The sequence below is a fragment of the Candidatus Pantoea edessiphila genome (genome assembly GCF_002933345.1).
Taxonomy (GTDB): Bacteria; Pseudomonadota; Gammaproteobacteria; order Enterobacterales; family Enterobacteriaceae; genus Pantoea_C.
Window position 1 is genome coordinate 1 of the sequence record NZ_PDKR01000001.1, and the last position, 25218, is coordinate 25218.

Here is a 25218-nt window from a genome sequence, read left to right on the forward strand (position 1 = left end):
AATTGTTAAAGAGCTTTGTTAATAATAATTATAATAATTCGTTATGCTAACTCTGTTGACCTTATTAGTCAAGTTTTTCTTGTCTAAATATACTGATTAATTATAAATATCTTGACTATATTATAATCTCTATCTGATATCATAATTTAAAATAATATTAATTTAATATAAGTTGTTTTAATATTGGAAAACCATAATCTCTAAAAACACGAGATAGCTGATTCGATTTTTTATTTAAAGAAGTGCAGTATGCTATGTTTTCTTTTAAATATCCAAGTTTAATTTTTTTATATTTTAATAACCAATTTACACGGTAAGCAATAGCTATACCGGAATCTACTAAATATGTATTTAAAGGAAATATTTTTTTTAATTCATCACGTAGTAAAACAAAATGAGTACAGCCTAAAATTATGGTATCAGGTGTTTTAAAATTATTTAACCAAGGTTTAAGAATACAACGTAAATCTTCTAAAAAAATTTTTTTACCTATAAATTTTTCTTCTGCCAAAATTACTAGTTTGCTAGATTCTATTGCTAAAATTTTACATTTACCAGCGAATTTAGATATTAAATCACTAACGATGTTACTATATATTGTGTTATGTGTAGCTAAAAGACCTATTATACCATTTCTTGTTATTTGGACTGAAGGTTTGATAGCTGGGACTAAACCTATAATTGGAAATAAATGATATTTACGTAATTCAATTAAAGCAATTATACTTGCTGTATTACATGCTATCACAGCTAAAGATATTAAATATTTTTTCGATATTGTTTCAATAATATTAATAATACGTTTAAGAATGAATAAATCATCTTTATTCCCATAAGGGAAGCTATCATTATCAAAGACGTAAATATAATGAATATTGGGATTTTTTTTTTAATTTCTTTGTATACTGAAATACCACCAATACCAGAATCAAAAATTAGTACAATAGGTTTTAGATTATAATCTGATAAACCATTTGTGATGTCATCTTGTATAAACAACATGCTAATCAATCCCATAATTTTTATTGAGGATATTAAAAAATTTTAATTTTGAGTTATTCATTTTTAAATTTAATTCTATTTGATATAATTAATATATTATTATATATAATAATATGAATTATTTTATTATTTTAAATAATTAATTACAATAACCATTAATTCAATGTTTAAACATAAAAATATGTTGGTTGTTTTTAATAACATATTTTAAGTTAAATTCTTTTTAATATAAGAATGTCTTTTAAATCAAACAGATGTTTTTATTTATTAATAATGATACTTTTTAATTTTTTAAAAAAAATTAAATAACTATTGAAGTTGTCAGCATTTTTTTTGCATATTCAATAGCATGTGACACTTGATTAAAAGATACACCTCCTGTTGCGTTACGCTTATCAAGACAAGACTGTATACTAAGAATAGAATATACATCTTCTGTAATTTTAGAGCTAAATGTTCTTAATTGATTTAAATCAAGTTCTTCTAATGCTAAATTTTGGTTAATTGCTTCTAATACTATTTTACCAACTATATGGTGTGCTGTTCGAAAAGGAATACCTTTAGATACCAGATAATCTGCTAATTCAGTTGAATTGGAATAATTTTTTTTTATAGCTTCTTGGCATCGTATTTTATTTATTTTTAATTTATTTAATACAAGTGCTGACATATATATACAATCAATCCAAGTATCAACAGCATTGAATAAAAATTTTTTATCTTCTTGCATATCTTTATTATAAGCTAAAGGTAATCCTTTTAAGGTTGTTATTATTCCGGTTAAAGCACCATGAACTTGACCACATTTGCCACGAATCAGTTCCAATACATCTGGATTTTTTTTCTGTGGCATTAGTGATGAACCAGATGTTATTTCATCTGCTAATTCTATAAAACTTAATTCATTAGTATTAAAAAAAATTAAATCTTCAGCAAATCGCGATAAATGTATCATACCAATTGCTGCATTAGATATTAATTCTAATATATAATCACGATCAGAAACAGCATCTAAGCTGTTATTAGTAACAGATTTAAATCCCAACCAGCTAGCTAATTGTTGTCTATTAATGGCATAAGTAGTTCCTGCTAACGCACCAGAACCTAATGGACTAATATCCATACGTTTTAAAGTATCTTTTAAACGACCTTCATCTCTAATCAACATTTCTAGATAAGCTAAACACCAATATGCAAAGGTTATTGGTTGTGCATGTTGTAAATGAGTATAACCTGGCATAATAACATCTTGGGTATTTTCTGCAGTTGCTATTAATTTTTTCTTCAGTTCTAAGTGTGCTTGTAACAATCTTTTAATATTAACTTTACACCATAATTTTAAATCTGTTGTTACTTGATCATTACGACTACGACCAGTATGTAATTTTTTTCCTAATTCACCAAGCTTTTCGATTAATTGACTTTCAACCCAACTATGAATATCTTCAGCATTACTGGATAAAATTATTTCTGGATTAATACTAACTTTTTTTAATATTAAATTTAATGTATTCTCTAATAATTGCTGTTCTTTTGTATTTAAAACATTTACTGTCATTAATGCTTTTGACCATGCAATAGAACCAATAATATCTTGTTCTACAAGTCTATAATCAAAATACAATGAATCACTAAACTTTTTGAAAGTTTTGTTCATTGACATAGCAAATCTTCCGCCCCAAAGTGACATATAAACCCTCCACTTAATTAGTTTTTTATAAAAATGAATAAAATATTCTTATCTTAATAATTATTTATTTTGTTTTTTAAGAGCTCTTATTTTAGAAGAAAGAGAAAATAATTTAATAAAACCATCTGCATGACGATGATCATATACACTATCTTCTTCAAAAGTAGAATAATCTTTAGAATATAGGCTATTTTTTGAACTTTTTTCAATAGCAGTCGCAGTACCTTTATAAAGGTTCATCACTATTTCGCCAGTTAATTGTTCAGCTAGTACGTTAGCAGCAGCTTGTATAGATTCTCTTAATGGGGAAAACCATTTACCATCATAAACTATATAAGACATTTCATGTCCAATTTGTTCTCTCCATTTAAAACTTTCACGATCTAAAACCATTTGCTCTAAAGCACGTAATGCATTAACCATTATTGTTCCACCTGGAGTTTCATAACAACCTCTTGATTTTATACCTATTAAACGGTTTTCTATCATATCAACACGACCTATTCCATGTTTAGCACCAATTTTATTTAATTTCTTTAAACATTGAAAAGGACTTAATATTTCATTATTTATTGCAATTATTTTCCCTTTTTTAATATTAATAATTACTTTTTCAGGTTCGTTTGGTGCTTCTAGTGGATCATTAGTCAAAATCCAACAATCCTTATTAGGCGCATTTAATGGATTTTCTAATATTCCACCTTCAGTTGAAGTGTGCCATGCATTTTCGTCTCGACTATATATTTTCTTTATAGATAATTCCGTAGGTATATTTTTTTTCTTTAAATATTGCAAAATATCTTTTCGAGAACGTAAATCCCATTCACGCCAAGGAACTATTAATTTTAATTTTGGTGCTATTGCAGCATAAGTAGTTTCGAAACGTACTTGGTCATTACCTTTACCTGTTGCTCCATGGCATAAAGCATCGGCATTAAGTTTTATAGCTAAATCAATTTGCGCTTTGGCTATAATAGGTCTTGCCATAGCTGTACCCATAAGATAATGACCTTCATATATTGCACCTGTTTGTAATATAGGGTAAACATATTTGCTAATAAATTCTTCTTTTAAATCAACTATATAACACGAAGATGCACCAGAGCTTATTGCTTTTTTTTCTACACTATCTAAACAACTGTAAGGTTGACCAACATCAGCTACAAAGGCAATTACTTCACAAAAATTATAATTTTCTTTTAACCATGGTATTATAGCTGAAGTATCAAGCCCACCTGAATAAGCTAGTACTATTTTTTTAACGTTTTTTAATTGCATTTATGTAAATCCTTTTCCATAATATTCTATTAAACAAAAACCTTAGTGCCAACTGAATAACATCCATTAAATAAATTAATTAACTGATCAGCTTGTTCCCAGCTAGCTATGTTTACTGGACGATTTAAAGTTCGTGCCGCAGTTAGTGCAGCTCTTACTTTAATAATCATACCATTTTGTATTATATTTTCAGAAATTAATTTTTCTGCCTCATATGTATTTATTTCTGCTATAGTGTTTCCTTCATTATTTATGATACCATGTACATCTGATAATAAAACTAAGTCAGCATTTAAAGTTAAAGCTAGTGCGGTCGCTGCTTCATCGGCGTTAATGTTCAATAAAATACCTTTATTATCAATGCCTATTGAACTAATAATTGGTACATAATCATTATCAAATAAAATATTTAATAATTTTGGCTTACCAATAAATGCATTGCCAACATGTCCCAAATTTTTATTAAATTGTATAGTGTTAACTATATGTCCATCACCTAAGCATAAACTTACAGCATTAATCCCTATTTTTTTCGCTAAGGCAAGGAGTTTCTTATTAGCAATTCCTGCTAAAGCAGCTATAACAATGTCAATTTGATCAGATGGGGTAATACGTAATCCATTTTTTTTTATTGATTTTAATGATAATTTATTCATTAAGTTATCTATTATAGATCCTCCTCCATGAATTATGGTTATACAGCGATTAGCAATCTTGCGATAACTCACTATTGTTTTAAATAAATTATTTAATGCTATTTCTTTTTCTAAAATAGAACCACCTAACTTAACAACCAAAGGATTAATCATAGTTTATATATGTATTAAAATTAAATAATAGATTGCGTTTCAGGAAAACCAAACCGGATATTCATGCATTGGACTGCTTGAGATGCTGCCCCTTTTAACAAATTATCCTCAACAGCAACAATAATTAAATGATTATCTTTTACTTCAAAACCAATATCACAATAAGGTAATCTAACAATTGAATTTAATGTTGGAAATCCTTTTTGATATAATCGAACAAAAGGTTTGTTATGGTAAGCATTATGAAAAGCTTTAGTAATATTCTCTTTTTTTATGCCAATTTTTAATAAACATGTAATAGTGGCTAAAATACCTCGAGAAAAATTACCTATATGTGGAATAAAAATTACCGGTATTCCTAGATTTTTAACAATCTCTAAATGATGACGATGATTAAATACGCCATAGGCTTTTAAACTAATTTCACAAAAATGATTATTTATAGTTGCTTTTCTTCCAGTTCCACTAACTCCACTGATAGCATTAATGACTGGATATTGTGATTTATTGATTAAACCATTATCAACTAATGGTCTTAGAGCTAACTGTGAAATAGTTGGATAACATCCTGGTAATGCAATTAATTGTGCTTTTTTAATTTTATCGCATTGAAATTCAGCCAAACCATAGACAGCTTTACGTAAAATTTTCTCATTTTTATGAGAAAATCCATAAAAATCATCATAAAACTTTTTATCTTTAACACGAAATGCTCCTGAAAGATCAAAAACAATACAACCCATATCAAGAAAATTTGGCACTAATTTATAACTAACTTCATGAGAAGTAGCAAAAAAAACTAAATCTATTCTATCTGTTTTAAAGGACATGCTTTTAATACTAATTAACGGTAAATCTATGATATTTTTCATTCTTGGATAAACTTCAGATAAAGGTTTTCCTATATCTATACTATTTTCTGAAACTAATAAACCAATTATCTTTATATGAGGATGACGAATTAAAATATTTGCAAGTTCTACACCAGCATATCCGTTAGCACCAATAATTAAAGTATTTAACATAATGATAAATCGCTATTTCCAGTGAATATGTTTATGATTGTATATATTAATTAAATTTAAATTAAGGGATATAATTAATGAAAATAAAAACACCTTCTTTTATTGAATGTTATCGTAAAATAATATCAATACCATCCATAAGTTCGATTGATCCTTCTTTAGATCAAAGTAATGAAAGTTTAGTTCATTTATTAGCCAACTGGTTTTATGATCTTGGTTTTAAAATTACATTATCTTCTATTCCGAATACACGCAACAAATTTAATTTACTGGCCACAACTGGAAAAGGTTTAGGTGGTTTATTGTTATCTGGTCATACTGATACAGTACCATGTGATCCTAATTTTTGGAAGTATGATCCGTTTATTTTAACTGAATCTGATAATAAATTTTATGGCTTAGGAACAGTAGATATGAAAGGTTTTTTTGCATTACTTATTAATGTACTTAGTAATATTGACATAAGCAAACTAAGAAAACCTTTATATATTTTAGCAACTGCTGATGAAGAAACAACAATGATCGGAGCTAAAAATTTTTCAAAATTAACTGCATTAAAACCAGATATTGCTATAATAGGTGAACCAACTTCTCTTAAATTAATTTCCTCGCATAGAGGACATATTTCTATTACCGTTAGAATTAGAGGTGAATCAGGTCATTCAAGCGATATGTCTAGCATCAATAGTGTTAATGCTATTGATATAGCACAAAAAATAATATATCACTTATCAAAATTACGTAAAATTGTAATAAAAAATCATCATGATAATAAATCTGATAGTCCTTATTTAATTGTTAATTTTGGTAGTATTAAAGGAGGAGATTTATCTAATCGTATTTGTTCTTACTGTGAATTACATTTAGATATTCGTTTTTTGCCTAACTTTACTATTAATGATATAAACAAATTTATTAATCAAGCTTTAAAACCTATAAGAAAAATTTGGTTAGACAGAATATATATTGATCAATTACATCAACCTATTCCTGCTTATAAATGTTCTAATAGTAGTAGTATACAACAAATACAACAATTATTAGGTAAAAAATTAGAAATAGTAAATTATTGCACAGAAGCTCCATTTATTCAGAATATATGTCCAACCTTAATTTTTGGTCCTGGCTCAATAAATCAAGCTCATCAACCAAATGAGTTTATGGATATATCATTTATTAAACCTGCTTATGAAAATATTTTTAGGATAGTTCATTATTTTTGTAATTAATGAAAAATAAGAAAGATTAAATAATGAAATATGTTAGAAAATTTATATTAAATAATATTTAAGATAATTTATATAGGTTTTATACCTAATGCATGGCAAATTGAATAACTCATTTCGTGACGATTTAACGTATAAAAATGAAAATCTTTAACACCCTCTCTAGATAAAATATCAACCATATTTATAGATATATGCGCACCTATCATTTTACAAGTTTCAGGATCATTATCTAAACCCTCAAACATTTTATACATCCATTCAGGAATATGCACTTTACTAATTTTTGCAAAATTTTTTAATTGTTTAAAGTTTGATACGGGTAAAATACCAGGGACGATTTCAACATCGATACCGATAGCAACACAACGATCTCTGAAACGCAAGTAATTTTCTATATTAAAAAAAAATTGTGTTATAGCACGATTTGCACCTGCATCAATTTTATATTTTAGATTAATTAGATCAGCTTGTGCATTTTTTGCTTCTGGATGAACTTCAGGATAAGCGGCAACAGAAATATCAAAATCACCTACTTCTTTTAATAAAGATACTAAATCACAACAATACATTTTTTGTTTAATGTTATTGTTTTTATTTACATCGCCTCTTAATGCTACAATTTTATGAATACCATTATGCCAATATTTATATGCTATATTACGTAATTCGTCACGTGTAGAATTAATACATGTCATATGAGGAACTGCTTCTAATCCAATGCGATTCTTAATATTTTTAGTAACACTATATGTAAGCTTTTTTTCTCCTGAATTAGCACCGTATGTAACTGAAACAAATTTAGGTTTTAATTTACTAAGAAAATTAATAGAATTCCATAAAGTCTTTTCCATTTCTTTAGTACGAGGAGGAAAAAATTCAAATGAAATGTTAAATTTTTTATTTAATTCAAACCTATTTTTATTTAATCTTTCCTGTTGATTAGTGTAATAGCTATTCATCTCATTTACCTTATAACTTATAAATGATATTAATTTACTAATCTTAATTAAATTACATAACTCACTTAAAAATTATATAATCCTTTTAATATATGTAATTTGTTTTAAATTAATAAGATAATTTTTAAAATTTAAAACAGAGCTTCTTATGATTTATAAACTGGTTATTATTTACTTAAATAATAACAATTTAATAATATTATGATAAATTATTGATTCAAAAAAATAATAAGTTAAACATTTTATTATTATATTTTATTTCTAAATATTAATTAATTTTGCTAGAAATTAGCATTACTTGATTTTTAGTAATTTAATTAAAATAAAATATTTAATAAACATTATTTATTATTTTGATCTTTGATTAAATATATTAATTGTTTATTAAAGAAAAATATTATTTTGCTGGTAAGTTATACAGTAAGTATAATATTGAATATAATAGATAAATATATAAGGTATATGTATTAATTAATATAATAATATTAACTAAAAAATAAACTAAATACTATCTGATATAATTTCAAATGCATTATCTAAGTCATTAATTAAATCTTCATGATCTTCGATTCCAACTGAAATACGTAATAACATTTCAGATATGCCTGCTATAGATTTTGCTTCACTGGACATACCTGCATGTGTCATAGAAGATGGATGAGAAATCAAACTTTCAACACCTCCTAAAGATTCTGCTAAAGTAAATAATTTTAATGAATTTAGAAATAATTTTAATAATTTATCATTTCCGTCAAATTCAAAACTTAAAATAGCTCCAAAACCTCTTTGTTGTTTCATTGCATATTGATATCCAACATTTTCTATTAAAGATGGATGGTATATTTTTTTTACTAATTTTTGTCTTTTTAAATATTCAATTATTTTTAATGCATTGTTTTGAGCTGTTTCAATACGAGGGATTAAGGTTCGTAAACTACGTAGTAGTAAATAACTATCGAATGCTGCTGCCGTAACACCTATATTATTAGCCCACCAGGTTAATTTATTTATAAGTTCAGGATCTTTTGCAATTATTACACCAGCTAATACGTCAGAATGACCACTAATATATTTAGTACATGAATGAACAACAAGATCAGCTCCTAAAGATATAGGATTTTGTAATACTGGAGTCATAAATGTATTATCTACAACACTAATAGCACCTACTTCACGGGCTAATTTACAAATATTAGTAATATCTACAACACGTAATAAAGGGTTGCTTGGACTTTCAATTAATATTAAATTTGGTTTTTTTTCAAATGCTATATTTAATGCTGATATATCACTTTGATTAATGAATTTCACATGATATGCATTTCTTTGATTCATACTATAAAATAATCTATAACTTCCACCATAACAATCATAAGGTGCTATTAATAAAGAATGCGGTGTAAGGAAACTCATCATTATTAAATGGATTGCTGACATACCAGTATTGGTTAATACAGCACCTACGCCTTTTTCTAATTCAGATAATGCTTTTTGTATTAGATCCCTTGTAGGATTAATACGACGTGAGTAATCATGAATTCTTGGTTCTTTAAAATTAATAAAATTATAAGTACTAGAAAGATAGATAGGCGAAGACACACAACCATATTGTTTGTCGGTATTTAAACCACTGTGAACTGCTATAGTCGCCTGTTTAAGGGTCATATTATTAATTTTCCTAAAATTTATAAACTAAGATGTTTTATAATATTTGTATCTTTATAATTTAATATTACTTTAAATAGGAATGCTAAATATTTTAAATAAGCATTCCTTTCTATAATTTTATTAAAGATTCATTACTCTTTATCAATTAAAGAGAATCGTTTGTTAAAACGATCAATACGTCCGCCACTTGAAACATCTCGCTGTTTACCAGTATAAAAAGGATGACATTGACTGCATACGTCCAAATTCAATTTATTTTTTAGAGTTGATCGAACTGTAATTTCATTACCACAAGTACAGTTAACAGTAATTATCTCATAATTAGGATGAACATTTTTTTTCATATAAAAACCTTAAATAAAAGTTAATGTTAATATTTTTATTATATATAATTAACATATTGATAATGTAAATTAAAACCGGAAAAACCATATATTTGTGTAATATTATATAACCTAATATTTCTAATTTTACGACTTAAATGTACAATTAATCATACTTTAATAAATTTTATTTTTATTAATATTTAATGAGACTACCGATATAATTTTTATTTTTTGAATTATAAAGGGATTAATATGTTTATTGTTCAAGTTGCTTTACCAATTCCAATACACCGTTTATTTACATATATATATCCAAAGGATATCCAGCCAGTTATTGGGGGACGTGTAAAAGTACCTTTTGGCAATAGAAAAATGATTGGTATCATTGTATCATTATATGATAATAATAATTCTAATATACAAGAAAAAAGACTAAAAACAATTGAAGAAATTTTAGATAAAGAATCCTTATTTGATCAATCATTATGGAATATATTGAAATGGGCTTCAGATTATTATCATTCTCCTCTAGGAGAGGTTTTAAACCACGCTATTCCTACATTGTTACGTCAAGGCAAATTAATATCTAAACATTCAAAATTGTTATGGCAAATTACTAAAAAAGGTATTTGTATTAATATTGAAAACCTTAAAAATGCACCTAAACAACAACAAGCCTTAAATTTATTACGCAAAAAATCACTATTTTTTAACGATATAAACCAATACAACATAACTAATCAAGTTATGAAATCTTTATGCATTAAAGGGCTTTGTACTCTCAAAGAATACAACCTACCAACACAGAATTGGTGTAATAATTTAACTATTCAACATGAAAAACCAATATTGAATAAAGAACAAATTACAGCTATTGAATCTATAAGAAAAGAAGATAAACACTATGTAGCATGGTTGTTAGCAGGAATTACAAGTTCTGGCAAAACTGAAGTATATCTTCAAATACTAGAAAATATTTTAATACGTAGTCAACAGGCATTAATTTTAGTACCAGAAATTGGTTTAACAATTCAAATTATTAATGCTTTTCGTAAACGTTTTAATGTTCCTATTGATTTACTTCATTCTTCATTAAATAATAATGAACGCCTTTCTGTATGGTTAAGAGCTAAACGTGGTGAAAGTGCTATTGTAATTGGGACTCGCTCAGCTTTATTTACTCCACTAGCACGACTTGGTATAATTATTATAGATGAAGAACACGATAATTCTTATAAGCAACAAGAAGGTTGGAAATACCAGGCTCGTGACTTAGCTGTATTTAGAGCTTGTCAAGAAAATATACCAATTGTATTAGGTTCGGCAACTCCTGCATTAGAAACATTACATAATGTAATTAAGGGTAAATATCGTCAGTTAAGCTTAATGAAGCGTGTTGGTAATGCTAAATTAGTATTACAACAAGTTATAGATCTTAAAGGATTAGCATTAATTGGTGGTTTATCACAAGTTCTTATCAAGAAAATTCAAAGCCATTTGTATGCTAAAAATCAAGTTTTACTGTTTTTAAATCGTAGAGGTTTTTCACCTTTAGTTTTATGTCATGATTGTAGTTGGATTGCTGAATGTCACAACTGCCAGCGTCGTTTTACATTACATCAATGTAAAAATCAAATAATTTGTCATTATTGTAATAATACAAAATCCATACATAATGGATGTCCTAACTGTAATTCAAAAAATTTAATACCAGTTGGTGTAGGTACAGAGCAAATTGAACAAAAATTAAATAAATTATTTCCTAATATAAAGATAATACGTATAGATCAGGATACTACTAGAAAAAAAAATGCATTAGGAAAATATATAGCTAAGATAAATAACGGAGAACCTTGTATTTTAATCGGCACTCAAATGATTACAAAGGGTCATCATTTTCCAGATGTCACTTTAGTATCGCTATTAAATGTGGATGGAGCACTATTTTCATCTGATTTTCGAGCGACAGAACGTTTCGCTCAGCTTTATATTCAAGTTGCTGGACGTGCTGGGAGAGCTGAGAAACAAGGAGAAGTCTTGCTACAAACTCATTATCCTAATCATCCATTATTAAAAATTTTACTAAATAGAGGATATTTTTCATTTGCTGAAAAAACGTTAATGGAACGTAAATCTGTATTATTACCTCCATGGACTAATCATGCTATATTTCGTGCAGAATACTTTGATAATATAAAAGTGATTCAATTGCTTCAAAAATTACGTAATTTATTAGAAAATAATTCATTAAATGATAAATTAATATGGTTTATGGGACCATCTCCATGTTTGCAACCTAAAATAAATAAACGTTGGCGTTGGAATCTTTTAATACAGCATCCTTCACGCAAGAAATTACAAGAGTTAATTAACAAATCTTTACCATCAATTAATATAATACCAGAAACACGTAAAGTTAAATTAACTATAGACATTGATCCAACTGAAATTTAAATATTTTAATAGAATAGACATTGAAATCATATAAATCAATACAATTATTATATTATAGTCTACTCAAGATTTTTTATTAAAATAACTATTTAAAGAAACAATTTTAATTAAATTTAATTTAAAATATTTTATATTTATCGATTGATTGCAGAATTTAAGGATTAATGCATCATTATCTTTAAAGGATATTGTTTATAATAACTTTAGACAAACTTTAAGATATTCCTTTAAAAGGAATTTAATAAATTTACAAAATCTATTATTTAGAGAAATAATAGAAATAATCTTTTATATAGCTTTAAACATAGATAATATAGAAGTATTCTATTGATAAAATCAAATATAATTAATTATATTTGATTTTAAAAATAGGTCTTATTATTTTAAACATGTTAGAATCATATTTTATTAGGGGTTGAAACCCATTAAACTTACCCCATATTTCTCATGATGCTCTATAATCCAAATTAAGAGCTCTTCTTGACTGAATGTGACAAGGAAATCTACCTGTGACAACAATAGTAAGTGTCAGACGTAACAGCCAAGTAGTAATTGGCGGTGATGGTCAAGCTACTCTTGGTCATACTATAATGAAAAGCAATGTTAAGAAAGTACGTCGTCTTTATAACGATAAGGTAATTGCTGGATTCGCAGGTAGTACTGCAGATGCTTTTAATTTATTTGAACTATTTGAACGAAAACTAGAAACTTATCAAGGTCATTTAGTTAAAGCAGCTGTTGAATTGGCAAAAGACTGGCGTGCTGACCGTATATTAAGACGTCTTGAAGCTATGTTAGCAGTAGCTGGTGAATCATCATCACTTATTATAAGTGGTAATGGAGATGTAATTCAACCAGAAAATGATTTAATCGCTATCGGTTCCGGAGGTGCGTTTGCACAAGCTGCAGCACGTGCTTTATTAGAAAATACTGAATTAGATGCTAGAAATATAGTTGAAAAAGCACTTTGTATCGCTGGTGATATATGCATCTATACCAATCATAACGTTAATTTTGAAGAATTACCGTTCAAGACGTAAGGATTTTAATTATGTCCGAAATGACTCCTCGTGAAATTGTTAAAGAATTAAATCGCTTTATAATAGGTCAGGATAGTGCTAAAAGAGCTGTAGCTATTGCGTTACGCAATAGATGGAGGCGTATGCAACTAAATGAGGAATTACGTCACGAAGTAACACCTAAAAACATCCTAATGATTGGACCAACTGGTGTAGGAAAAACAGAAATAGCACGTCGATTAGCAAAGTTGGCCAATGCACCTTTTATTAAGGTTGAAGCGACAAAATTTACAGAAGTAGGTTATGTAGGTAAAGAAGTTGATTCTATTATTCGTGATTTAACTGATTCAGCTATCAAGATGGTACGTAGTCAAGCAATAGAAAAAAATAAATATCGAGCTGAAGAATTAGCTGAAGAACGTATCTTAGACGTATTAGTTCCTCCAATTAAAAGTAATTGGGGTCAAACAGAACAAAAAAATGAACCTTCTGCAACACGACAATCTTTCAGAAAGAAACTACGAGAAGGTCAGTTAGCTGATAAAGAAATTGAAATTGATTTAGCAATGGCATCTTTAGGTATAGAAATAATGGCACCACCAGGTATGGAAGAGATGACAAATCAATTACAATCTATATTTCAAAATATAGGATTTCAGAAACAAAAATCTCGAAAATTAAAGATAAAAGAAGCTATGAAATTGTTAATAGAAGAGGAAGTGAGTAAATTAGTAAATCCAGAAGAATTAAAACAAAATGCTATAGAAGCTGTTGAACAGCATGGAATTGTTTTTATTGATGAAATAGATAAAATTTGTAAATTTGGTGGTCAAAATATTGGAGGACCAGATGTATCACGTGAAGGTGTACAGCGTGATCTTTTACCTTTAGTAGAAGGATGTACTATATCTACTAAACATGGAATGGTAAAAACTGATCATATTTTATTTATTGCTTCTGGTGCTTTTCAAGTAACTAGTCCTTCTGATCTTATTCCTGAGCTTCAAGGTCGATTACCAATTCGTGTTGAATTAAAAGCTTTAACTGTAAATGATTTTAAACGAATACTGATTGAGCCGAATGCTTCAGTTACTATGCAATATAAAGCTTTAATTAATACTGAAGGTGTAAACATAGATTTTACTGATGATAGTATATGTAAAATAGCAGAAGCTGCATGGCATGTTAATGAAACAACTGAGAATATCGGTGCACGTCGCCTTCATACCGTTCTTGAACGTCTGATGGAAGATATTTCTTATAATGCTACTGATCGCAAAGGTGAATCAGTAACAATTGATGCAGAATATGTTGGAAAACATCTAGATCAATTGATATCTAATGAAGATCTAAGTCGTTTCATATTATGACATATTAATTTATAGAATTATTTGTTAATTATTATAATATAAATCATTTATCTAAAAAATGAATATTTTATTGCTAACTAATTCATAGCAAAAACATAATTGATTTATAATTTTTGATTTTAAAACATTTATTCTAAATTACAGCTGAGTTAATATTTAAATCAGCTTAAATTGTTATAATTTCAATATATTATATATAATATATTGAAATTTATTTAATGTTATTGTAAACTTAATCCAGATTTATTATTTGTTAAAATTTATTAATGATATTTTGAAAAGGTTTTTATATGTCTGATTGGGTTGATGCTAAAGTTTATGAGATAAAGAATTGGACAGATATTTTATTCAGTCTTAGAGTTGAAGCGCCTATTTGTTCTTTTGTAGCTGGTCAATTTGCTAAAATAGCATTAAATTTTAACGGTAAACGTATACAAAGAGCTTATTCTTATGTCAATGCTCCTAACGATAAAATATTGGAATTTTATCTAACTATGGTATCCGGAGGAAAACTGAGTCCATATTTACGTTCATTACAACCAGGTAAAAAATTATTAATAACAAAAAAAGCTAGCGGATTTTTTGTTTTAAGTTCAATTCCTCAATGCGAAACACTATGGATGATTTCAACTGGTACTGCTATCGGACCATATCTTTCCATTTTGCAATATGGAAAAGGATTAGAGCGTTTTCAAAATATAATACTTGTTCATGCTGTCAGGTATTTTGCAGATTTAAGTTTTACTAATTTAATAAATAGTTTACAAAAAAAATATAACGGGAAGTTACAAGTTAAAACAATAGTAAGCAGAGAAAAAATATTTGGCTCCTTACATGGTCGTATACCTGATTTAATTTCTAATGGAGAGTTAGAAAAGTCAATAGGATTGAATATAAATTGTAAAAATAGTCACGTGATGTTATGTGGTAACCCTGCAATGGTATATGAAACTAAAAATTTGTTAAAAGATACTCGCGGAATGGAATTAAACTTAAAAGAAAAATGCGGGCATATAACCAGTGAAAATTATTGGTAGTTAATTGCATACCAATTAAGTAGTATCTATTTAATTATTTTAAATAAATTATTAAGCAATAATATCTAAAATTGTTAGCAATAAAATATTGTTTAGGTTGCTTGTCAATGTTATTCATTATACAATGATTATCTTTAGATATAAAATAGGAATTTTTAATGAAATATCCATTAATTATAGGAAATTGGAAGCTAAATGGAAGTAACTTAATGGTGAACTCATTGATTAATCAGCTTAATCAAAAACTATTTAATATAAAAAATTGTCATATTGCAGTTGCACCACCTATTCTCTACATAGACAGAGTAAGTAAAGTTATATCAGATAATATTAAAATATGTGCTCAAAACGTAGATATAAGTTTATGTGGAGCTTATACAGGTGATGTTTCGATAGAAATGTTAAAAGAAATAGGGGTACAATACGTTATTGTTGGTCATTCTGAACGTCGTAATTATCATAAAGAAGATGATAATTATATATCAAAAAAATATTCAATAATAAAATCGTTTGATCTGATCCCAATTTTATGTATTGGTGAAAATGAAACTCAAAATAAAACAGGTAAAACAAAAGAAATTTGTAAATTACAGCTTGCATCTGTATTGGATAATCAAGGAGTTCAAGCATTTGAAAATGCAGTTATTGCTTATGAACCAATTTGGGCAATTGGAACAGGAAGATGTCCTACTCCAGTACAAATACAATCTGTTCACAAGTTCATTCGAGACTACATTGCAACATACGATATGAACATTGCTAAAAAATTAATTATTCAATATGGTGGTTCTATTAATGAAAAAAATGCTGCTGAAATAATTAGCAAACCAGACATTGATGGATTATTAGTAGGAAATTCTTCATTGAATGCTTCAGTGTTTTCAAAAATTGTTAAAATAGCTCAAGCATCAAAATTAATTTAAACAACATAAATATTTTTATTTTAATTATTTAGTAAAGTTGTTTGGCAATTTTCAATAAATCTCTTTTAAATGAACGCTTCATATTTTTAACTGTATCTGTAATATCGTAATGAACCATTTTTTCATTTTGGATGCCTATACAACGTCCACCATAACCTTGCATTAGTAATTGAATTGAATAATTACCCATACGTGAAGCTAAGATACGATCGTATGCACAAGGAGCACCTCCTCTTTGGATATGTCCTAATACAGTAGTTCTAGTTTCTCGTTTAGTTTTTGATTCAATAAAAAATGCTAAATCATTTATATCGCAAATATGTTCAGTAATTGCAACTATTGCATGCTTTTTACCTTTAGCTATACCTATTTTAATTTCTTTTACTAATTCTTCACGAATATATGGCATTTCGGGTATTACAATAAATTCACAACCACCAGCTATAGCAGCTGCTAATGTTAAGTCTCCACAGCAATGACCCATAACTTCAACAATAGAAATACGTTGATGTGAAGACGAAGTATCTCTTAAACGATCAATAGCTTGTACTATAGTTTCAAGTGCAGTAAAATATCCTATAGTATAATCGGTTCCAGGTATATCATTATCGATAGTTCCTGGAAGTCCTATACAAGGAAAACCCATTTCAGTCATTTTTATGGCACCCATATAAGATCCATTGCCCCCTATGACTACTAGGGCATCAATATCTGATTTTTCCATATTTTTTATAGCAATTTGTCTGATTTTTTCGTTAATAAATTTAGGAAATCGAGCAGAACCAAGAAAAGTACCACCTCGATTAATCACATCAGACACACTATAGCGATCAAGATTAATCATGCGATTTTCATATAAACCTAAATAACCATCGTAAATGCCACAAACTTCTAATCCTTCACTTAATGCAGAACGTACAATACTACGAATGGCTGCATTCATCCCTGGTGCATCACCACCACTAGTTAGTATACCAATTTTTTTTATCATAATAACCTCTATTTAAAAATGATATTTTTGAAAAATCTATATATTATTATTGATTTGGTATTTATTATTGCAAATAATATAATAATAATTATTATTTAAGTTAATAATGATAATTAGAAAAAGCTATAATTTTTTATAAGAAATTATTTCGCTAATCTTAATTAAAGTGATATTCAATAAATTATGAAATTATTTACTAAAATTTGCAGCAGAATATGGATCTTGATGAATCATTATATCCGAACCTGGAAATTCTATAAGTAGGGCTTTTTTTATTAAATCAGATATGTCGTGCGCTTGTGAAAGTGTTAAATGATCTTCTAATTCCAAATGAAATTGAATAAATCTAGTTGATCCTGATTGGCGCGTACGCAAATCATGGATACCTTTTATGTTAGGCCATTTATCTAGTATTGCCAAAATTTTTAAACGTTCTGTTTCTGGCAAAACACGATCTAATAGCGATTGAATTGCATTATATCCCATTTTTAATGCACTACAAAGAATAAATAAACCAACTCCTAAAGCAAACAATGCATCAGCATGAATAAAGTTATAACTACTTAACACAAGACCAATTAAAATTGAACAATTCATAATGACATCTGATTGATAATGTAACATATCAGCACGAATTGCTTGGCTACCAGTTTTACGAACCACCCATCTTTGAAAAAATACTAAAATTAAAGTAGAAATAAGCGAAATTATTGTAACAATAATTCCAATACCTAAAGAATGAACGACAGTCGGTGATATAAGATATTTTATACCTGTAAGAAAAAGTAAAAGAGAAGAACCAGAAATAAACATACTTTGTGCTAATACAGCTAATGATTCAGCTTTCCCATGACCAAACATATGCTCAGAATCTGCAGGTTGTAATGAATAACGTACAATTAATAAGTTGATCAAAGAAGCAGTGATATCAACTATTGATTCAATTAAACCAGCAAGTAAACTTACTGATTCAGTATACCACCATGAAAAAATCTTTATAATAAATAATATAAATGAAAAAATAGTAGCTACTAATGCGGCTAGTTTTACTAATTGGCAATAAGATTGTTGCATTTTAAGCTCTTTATTTTTTTAAATTAAATAAGGTTATTATTTAAATTAATAAAAAGTATTATGATTTAAATTAATAAAATAATTTAGTCTTAATTATTTCTTTTAAGTTAAACTGACATCTATACGTAAGGTAAAGATACAATTGACTTAATGAATACAATTCATTGTTAACTATTGATATTAAAATATTAATACTAATATATTAATCTATAATTATAGACACTATATTAATGTTTATTTAATTTATTGATTATAATTTTCGAAATATAATTTGAATTAGATACCATCGCCAAGTTGAAATTCTAAACTATTAAAATATTGATCCATTTCCATGGATGGTTTTTTGCTACCTGATTTACCAATAATCCGAGCTGGAATACCAGCAGCAGTAGTATTTGGTGGTATATTTTTCAATACTACTGAACCAGCACCAATTTTAGCGCCTTTTCCTATTTCTATATTGCCAAGAATTTTAGCACCGGCTCCAATCATTACACCTTCGTGAATTTTTGGATGTCTATTTCCTACTACTTTACCAGTGCCTCCTAAAGTAACTGATTGCAATATTGAAACATCATTATCAATCACTGCTGTCTCACCAATAACAATTCCTGTTGCGTGATCAAGCATAATACCATGACCAATTTTTGCTGCAGGATGAATATCTACACTAAAAGAGGTAGAAATTTCATTCTGTAAATAAACTGCTAAGGTATATCTACCTTTATTCCACAGCCAATGACTAATACGATATAATTGTAATGCTTGAAATCCTTTTAGGTAAAGCAAAGGGACTGAATATTTATTGACTGCTGGATCACGTTGAAGTATAGCTTGTATATCATAAGCAGAAGAAATAATAATAGATATATCATCATTATATACTTCTTTTATTATTTCTTGCATATTAATGGTAGGCATTATAAAATTGGACAGTTTATTAGCTAAAATATAGCTCTGTGCATTAATGAAATTTTCATGCCTAAGTAATGTCTTATAATAAAAATCAGCAAGTATCGGCTCACGATTAGATATAATAAAAGCTTCCGATTTTATATGAGTCCAAATTATTTCTAATAGATCAAAAAACATATATTTTACTTCCTATAAAATTTTAATTATTAATTACAAAATTATATTTATACTATTAAAATTTTTTATTTCTTTTTGTTAAAGATTGAATAATAAACAATTAATCAAACAGTAACCAATATAAAACCATAAATTTTATTTATATAGCAATCTTGGTAAAAACGGTTTAAAATACATATATTTTAAATATAAAAATATTAGTATGTTTAGTTTAAATCAACAGTTTTATTTAGCATAATTTATTATATCATAATATAATCAATAGAAAATTTTTATCAAATAACATGTATCGTTAATTATAAAATATAAAAAATAATTTGTATTAACGCGCTCAAAATTAAAGCAATATATCTAATAATAAATGAAAATATCAAATTTACATTTTTGTTTGCTATCTATGTATAATATTAATTTCATTAATACATGTATTTATAAAACTTATATATAATTTGTATTTCTATTATAAATCAATTATCTTTTTTTAGTGTTCCTTTAGATTGTTTATGAAAAAGGTCATCAAAGTTAATAGGTGCTAAATTTATCTGAGGAAATGTTCCACGTGTAACTAGATTAGAAATACATTCACTTCCATAAGGAAACAGAATTGTTGGACAATATACTCCTAAAAAATATATGATTTGAGAGTCATGGATACTATTTGTATTAAATATTCCAGCTTGTTTTACTTCGCAAATAAATGCAATATCTTTATCCATGCTAGCGGTTACAGTCAATCCTAATACAACTTCAAATAATTTACTAGATAGTTGATAAGAAGAAGTATATACATCTAATTTAAAATTTGAATTCCAATCTTTATGGAAGATTTTCGGTGTATTTGCTGCTTCAAATGAAATATCTTTAACATATATACGATTAATTTGAAATTTTATTTCATTAATATTGTAATTTGACATATAGTCATACCTTGAAATTAAAATTTTGATAAAACTATAAAGAAAGTAAAGTTAAGCTTTTATTGTTATCAAGCTTAAAATAAATCATCATAACCTCTTATATGTATGTTTTTCGTTAATAAACATTTGAGTTAATGTTTTATAACCCTTACGTTGAATCATTTTTTGTTTTTTTATTTCGTTTTATCTTATGTTTTTTTATTATATATATTCTACTTTTAATATTTTACATCTTATACTGTTAACTAGATAAATATTCTTACTTTTATTATTAATTTATTAATTTTTAAATTAATTACTTTATTAATATATTATTTATAATTATTAAATAATAAAAATTTAAACATATCTAATATATTGTAATTTTTTATTTTATAAAATCATAATAATACATTTGATATTAAAATATATTTATTTTTTATAAAAACTAAATATATTAATTAATTGTAATGTAAAAATTGTAAAAATAAAATAATAATAAATGTTAATTATTATATCAAAGTTATTAAAATTACATTAAAGTATTTATTTAATCCTGAATAATTTTATTGAATCAATATGTAATGATATTGAAATATTTTTATAGTTTAATAAAGTATTATAAAATATTAGTCATACTTTATATATTAAATACAAAATTATAATAAATTTTATATATTTTTATTTTCATGATTATCATAAAATAGAGTGAATTATATTTGTTAATTAAAAAATAATATTATAATTTATAAAATTTATCTTAAAAAACTTATTAATGACTAATTAATGAGTTTAATTGATATTTAATTTGATAATAATATTTGATTATATATATTTATATTTTTCTAGAAATGATAAAATACGATATCAACCTTAATATAAATTATTTTATATTAAAATATAATATTATAATATACAATAATATTTTAATCACCGTAAAATAGTGTATTTATAAATTAATATCATTATTAAATAATGGAAAAAATCATTTAATATATTATAACTATTTTAAATTAAATAAAACTTATAAGATTTTATCGGAGTATTTAATGAAAACCACTCAAATAAGCACGTCAAGTAATATTAATACGGCAGCTAAAAAAGGGTGGTATAAAACTGATACTACCTGGTTAATGGGATTATATGGAACAGCAATTGGTGCTGGAGTATTGTTTTTACCTATTGATGCAGGAATTGGAGGCTTGATTCCATTAATTATTATGGCTATTATTGCTTTTCCTTTAACTTTTTTTTCTCATCAAGCATTAACAAGATTTGTATTATCTGGAAATAATCCTTCAGGAGGTATTACTGAAGTAGTAGAAGAACATTTCGGTACTCATATAGGTAATATTATAACGTTATTTTACTTTTTATCTATATATCCTACTCTATTGATGTATAGTGTAGCTATGACCAATACATTAAATAGTTTTATTTTAAATCAATTAAAAATAATACCTCCACCACGAGGGTTATTATCATTCATTTTAATTGTGCTAATGATGCTAATATTTAGATTTGGTGAAAAAATAATATTAAAAGTAATGAATTTATTAGTTTATCCATTTATTATTTCATTGATTTTAATATCATTTTATTTGATGCCACATTGGCAAAGAGCTACCTTAGAAACTTTAAATTTTCATCAAACCAATAATATTTGGATTACATTATGGTTAGCTATTCCAGTTATGGTTTTTTCTTTTAATCATTCACCTATTATATCTTCTTTTGCTTTAGCAAAAAGATCTGAATATGGAGAATATGCAGAAAAGAAATGTTCACGTATTCTTGCTTATGCACATTTATTAATGATAATAACAGTTATGTTCTTCGTTTTTAGCTGTGTATTTAGTTTATCTTCTGAAGATTTAAATATTGCTAAAAAACAAAATATTACTGTATTAACATATCTTACAAATCATTTTAATGCACCAGTGATAGATTGGTTGGGTTCACCTCTTGCTATTATAGCAATTACTAAATCATTTCTTGGACATTATTTAGGAGCTAGAGAAGGACTTAATGGAATAATAGATAAATTACTACGCAAGTTAGGTAAAAATGTAAACAATAAACGGATAAATTATATAACTTCATTTTTTATTTTAACAACAACTTGGTTTGTAGCTACATTAAATCCCAATATTTTAAAAATGATAGAAATTTTAGGGGGACCAATTGTTTCAGTAATTTTATTTTTAATGCCAATATATGCAATTAAAAAAGTTCCAATTATGTGCAAATATTCTAATAATTTTGTTAATTTATTTGTTGTATTTATTGGTTTAACTGCAATTTCTGCAATTTTTTATTCATTTTTTTATTAATTATATTTAAAAATTTTAATAAAATATTAAATTTTATTAAATGATTTGTTATTATATTATTTAATATAATAAAATGATCATAATAAAAAGATACTAATTTAAATTATTTTTTAATATTATTGAATATGTTTAATACTATATTAATGGTCTTAATTATTTTAACTAAATTTATGGGCATATTTAAAAATAATATTTAAAATATATATTATATTGGATACTGTTTTATAAAACTTATTGATTTTTATGATTTATTAATAAATACTTCAGTACAGTGAATAATTTATTCTATTAATTATAAAAAATATTAATTAATAATAACTATATTTTTTCAACTTGATAGAGTACACTTATTTATAATGTATGGTATAATGGCAGCTAATTTGAAAATTTTATTAAGACATAATGTAAATATTTTATTTGAATTAAATATTATTTTGTGTAATAGTTAGAAACATTTAGTATTAAAAATTTAAATATAAATTTAATATAAAATCAAAAAGGAGGGTACTGAATTATTCAAAAAAATAATAATTAAAAATATAATTAATATTAATACTTTTAAAGTATAGATAGATTTAAATTATGTATTTTTTACAATTGCTGTACTGAATATTAATACAGTGATAGTGTTATTTTTTTTCAAGTAAAGGTAATATTAGATGTCTAAGATCAAAGGTAATGTTAAATGGTTTAATGAATCAAAAGGATTCGGTTTCATTACTCCTGAAGATGGTAGCAAAGATGTATTTGTGCATTTCTCTGCTATTCAGAGTAACGGATTCAAAACTCTAGCTGAAGGTCAAAGAGTTGAGTTTGAAATTACTGACGGCGCAAAAGGCCCATCTGCTGCTAACGTTATCAGTCTTTAACTTAACAGTCAGAAACACTACAACCACCCGCCGTAATTAGGCGGGTTTTATTTTAAATTAATAATTCAATATAATTTTATTATAATATACACCAAACTATTTTAATTTTTCCAAGTTTTTCATATATTTTTTAATATTTGAATTAATATGACTAGCATTTATCATTTATAGTAATATTAACAGAAGAATAATAAAGTCCTATCACTTGAATCACATTTTTACTAAATTTATTTTGATAAACCAATTATTTTATAACTAAATTTTCTATGAAATTTAATCAAATAATTAATATTTATTTGCATAGAAATATTTTATTGTGAATAACAATTATTATTGCTATTAATGATATATAGTAAATTATAACGAGTAATAAAAAATATTTAATAAATATAATTTTTATATTGTAATTTAAATTAGTGGTATTTTATCCAAATAATTATTATAGTATAATTCTATTATGAAATATAATTTTTTCGAAAGTTTAAAAAGGGAGTCCATTGCCAACTAACTCTATAATAGTACGTCAATTGAATTTGTGTGATTGGCAATCTATATCAATTGCAATGCACCAATATACAAGTCAACGTAATCAAAGAAGTTACGATCAAATATGGCTAGTGGAACACTATTCAATATTTACTCAAGGCAGAACAGGAAAAAGTAAACATATTTTACAACCTAGTTTAATTAAAATTGTTCAAAGTGATAGAGGTGGTCAAATAACCTATCATGGTCCAGGACAGCAAATAATGTATGTCTTGATTGATTTAAAACGTCAAAAAATAAAGGTTAAGGAACTAGTAAGTATATTAGAAAAAACAGTAATTAATACTTTAAATTATTTTGAAATAAAAGCTCATAATCGTTTAGATGCTCCCGGAGTTTACGTAAAAAACAAGAAAATTTGTTCATTGGGACTACGCATCAGTAATGGATGCTCCTTGCACGGATTAGCGCTAAACGTAACAGTAGATTTAAAACCATTTTTAATTATCAATCCTTGTGGTTATGCCGATATGAAAATGACTAAAATACAAAATTATTGTCCAAATATTAATATCGATAAAGTTAGATCTCTGTTAATATTAGAATTTTCTAGTCTAATGAACTATCAACATATTAAATATCAATAATAAAAACTATTGAATCATAATATTTTAAGTCTAATATAGAA

The 25218-nt window shown here is 26.1% G+C and carries 22 protein-coding genes; 9 read left to right on the plus strand and 13 right to left on the minus strand.

Annotated features, from left to right (window positions below; all coding sequences use genetic code 11):
* Nucleotides 1-157 precede the first annotated feature (157 nt).
* The 6 genes from murI to argC form a co-directional block, all read right to left on the minus strand.
* Nucleotides 158-874 carry a glutamate racemase gene (gene murI, locus CRV09_RS00110; protein ID WP_136132121.1) on the minus strand — a complete coding sequence of 239 codons (717 nt, stop codon included), beginning with the start codon at nucleotides 872-874 and terminating at the stop codon, nucleotides 158-160.
* On the minus strand, nucleotides 760-1002 hold the full coding sequence (locus CRV09_RS00115; RefSeq protein WP_136132122.1) for a hypothetical protein: 243 nt from the start codon (nucleotides 1000-1002) through the stop codon (nucleotides 760-762). Before CRV09_RS00115 ends, murI begins: the two co-directional genes overlap by 115 nt.
* 301 nt (nucleotides 1003-1303) lie before the next feature.
* Nucleotides 1304-2692: an argininosuccinate lyase gene (argH, locus tag CRV09_RS00120; protein WP_136132123.1), complete on the minus strand. Its 1389-nt coding sequence runs from the start codon at nucleotides 2690-2692 to the stop codon at nucleotides 1304-1306.
* Between the two features lie 60 nt (nucleotides 2693-2752).
* Nucleotides 2753-3970, minus strand: a complete 1218-nt coding sequence (locus tag CRV09_RS00125; protein ID WP_136132124.1) for an argininosuccinate synthase — start codon at nucleotides 3968-3970, stop codon at nucleotides 2753-2755.
* Nucleotides 3971-3999: 29 nt separating this feature from the next.
* Nucleotides 4000-4776: an acetylglutamate kinase gene (argB, locus tag CRV09_RS00130; RefSeq protein ID WP_277870351.1), complete on the minus strand. Its 777-nt coding sequence runs from the start codon at nucleotides 4774-4776 to the stop codon at nucleotides 4000-4002.
* A 23-nt stretch (nucleotides 4777-4799) separates the two neighbouring features.
* Nucleotides 4800-5804: an N-acetyl-gamma-glutamyl-phosphate reductase gene (argC, locus tag CRV09_RS00135; RefSeq protein WP_136132126.1), complete on the minus strand. Its 1005-nt coding sequence runs from the start codon at nucleotides 5802-5804 to the stop codon at nucleotides 4800-4802.
* A gap of 77 nt (nucleotides 5805-5881) precedes the next feature.
* Here argC and argE point away from each other — a divergent pair, with 77 nt between their 5' ends.
* Nucleotides 5882-7033: an acetylornithine deacetylase gene (gene argE, locus CRV09_RS00140; protein WP_136132127.1), complete on the plus strand. Its 1152-nt coding sequence runs from the start codon at nucleotides 5882-5884 to the stop codon at nucleotides 7031-7033.
* A gap of 68 nt (nucleotides 7034-7101) precedes the next feature.
* On the opposite strand, the gene metF is transcribed toward argE, so the two are convergent.
* The 3 genes from metF to rpmE all read right to left on the minus strand — a co-directional run bounded on the left by metF (nucleotide 7102) and on the right by rpmE (nucleotide 10004).
* Nucleotides 7102-7992, minus strand: a complete 891-nt coding sequence (gene metF, locus CRV09_RS00145; RefSeq protein ID WP_136132128.1) for a methylenetetrahydrofolate reductase — start codon at nucleotides 7990-7992, stop codon at nucleotides 7102-7104.
* Between the two features lie 501 nt (nucleotides 7993-8493).
* The gene (gene metB, locus CRV09_RS00150) at nucleotides 8494-9657 is read right to left on the minus strand and encodes a cystathionine gamma-synthase (protein ID WP_136132129.1); all 1164 of its coding nucleotides are present in this window, start codon (nucleotides 9655-9657) and stop codon (nucleotides 8494-8496) included.
* Nucleotides 9658-9791: 134 nt separating this feature from the next.
* Nucleotides 9792-10004 carry a 50S ribosomal protein L31 gene (gene rpmE, locus CRV09_RS00155; RefSeq protein WP_136132130.1) on the minus strand — a complete coding sequence of 71 codons (213 nt, stop codon included), beginning with the start codon at nucleotides 10002-10004 and terminating at the stop codon, nucleotides 9792-9794.
* Nucleotides 10005-10238: 234 nt separating this feature from the next.
* Between rpmE and priA the strand changes: the two genes are divergently transcribed.
* The 5 genes from priA to tpiA all read left to right on the plus strand — a co-directional run bounded on the left by priA (nucleotide 10239) and on the right by tpiA (nucleotide 16789).
* Nucleotides 10239-12440, plus strand: coding sequence for a primosomal protein N' (priA, locus tag CRV09_RS00160; RefSeq protein ID WP_136132131.1), 2202 nt, complete (start codon nucleotides 10239-10241; stop codon nucleotides 12438-12440).
* Nucleotides 12441-12949: 509 nt separating this feature from the next.
* Nucleotides 12950-13480, plus strand: coding sequence for an ATP-dependent protease subunit HslV (gene hslV, locus CRV09_RS00165; protein ID WP_136132132.1), 531 nt, complete (start codon nucleotides 12950-12952; stop codon nucleotides 13478-13480).
* 11 nt (nucleotides 13481-13491) lie between these two features.
* Nucleotides 13492-14829: an HslU--HslV peptidase ATPase subunit gene (gene hslU / locus CRV09_RS00170; RefSeq protein WP_136132133.1), complete on the plus strand. Its 1338-nt coding sequence runs from the start codon at nucleotides 13492-13494 to the stop codon at nucleotides 14827-14829.
* Nucleotides 14830-15119: 290 nt separating this feature from the next.
* Nucleotides 15120-15866 (plus strand): ferredoxin--NADP(+) reductase, encoded by a 747-nt coding sequence (gene fpr, locus CRV09_RS00175; RefSeq protein WP_136132134.1) that lies wholly within the window; start codon nucleotides 15120-15122, stop codon nucleotides 15864-15866.
* A 158-nt stretch (nucleotides 15867-16024) separates the two neighbouring features.
* A complete protein-coding gene (tpiA, locus tag CRV09_RS00180) occupies nucleotides 16025-16789 on the plus strand; it encodes a triose-phosphate isomerase (protein ID WP_136132135.1) in 765 nt (254 codons plus the stop codon).
* A gap of 28 nt (nucleotides 16790-16817) precedes the next feature.
* Here the strand turns inward: tpiA and pfkA are convergent, their stop codons facing one another.
* The 4 genes from pfkA to secB form a co-directional block, all read right to left on the minus strand.
* Entirely contained in the window at nucleotides 16818-17780 is a 963-nt protein-coding gene (gene pfkA / locus CRV09_RS00185) for a 6-phosphofructokinase (RefSeq protein ID WP_136132136.1), read from the minus strand.
* 189 nt (nucleotides 17781-17969) lie between these two features.
* A complete protein-coding gene (gene fieF / locus CRV09_RS00190) occupies nucleotides 17970-18854 on the minus strand; it encodes a CDF family cation-efflux transporter FieF (RefSeq protein WP_136132137.1) in 885 nt (294 codons plus the stop codon).
* Between the two features lie 276 nt (nucleotides 18855-19130).
* Nucleotides 19131-19946, minus strand: a complete 816-nt coding sequence (gene cysE / locus CRV09_RS00195; RefSeq protein ID WP_136132138.1) for a serine O-acetyltransferase — start codon at nucleotides 19944-19946, stop codon at nucleotides 19131-19133.
* Between the two features lie 467 nt (nucleotides 19947-20413).
* On the minus strand, nucleotides 20414-20863 hold the full coding sequence (gene secB / locus CRV09_RS00200) for a protein-export chaperone SecB (RefSeq protein ID WP_136132139.1): 450 nt from the start codon (nucleotides 20861-20863) through the stop codon (nucleotides 20414-20416).
* A gap of 1028 nt (nucleotides 20864-21891) precedes the next feature.
* On the opposite strand from secB, the gene CRV09_RS00205 reads away from it, so the two are divergent.
* The 3 genes from CRV09_RS00205 to lipB all read left to right on the plus strand — a co-directional run bounded on the left by CRV09_RS00205 (nucleotide 21892) and on the right by lipB (nucleotide 25177).
* Nucleotides 21892-23175 carry a serine/threonine transporter gene (locus tag CRV09_RS00205; RefSeq protein ID WP_136132140.1) on the plus strand — a complete coding sequence of 428 codons (1284 nt, stop codon included), beginning with the start codon at nucleotides 21892-21894 and terminating at the stop codon, nucleotides 23173-23175.
* A 659-nt stretch (nucleotides 23176-23834) separates the two neighbouring features.
* Nucleotides 23835-24044 carry a transcription antiterminator/RNA stability regulator CspE gene (cspE, locus tag CRV09_RS00210; protein WP_006118399.1) on the plus strand — a complete coding sequence of 70 codons (210 nt, stop codon included), beginning with the start codon at nucleotides 23835-23837 and terminating at the stop codon, nucleotides 24042-24044.
* 497 nt (nucleotides 24045-24541) lie between these two features.
* The gene (lipB, locus tag CRV09_RS00215; RefSeq protein ID WP_136132141.1) at nucleotides 24542-25177 is read left to right on the plus strand and encodes a lipoyl(octanoyl) transferase LipB; all 636 of its coding nucleotides are present in this window, start codon (nucleotides 24542-24544) and stop codon (nucleotides 25175-25177) included.
* Nucleotides 25178-25218: the final 41 nt, after the last annotated feature.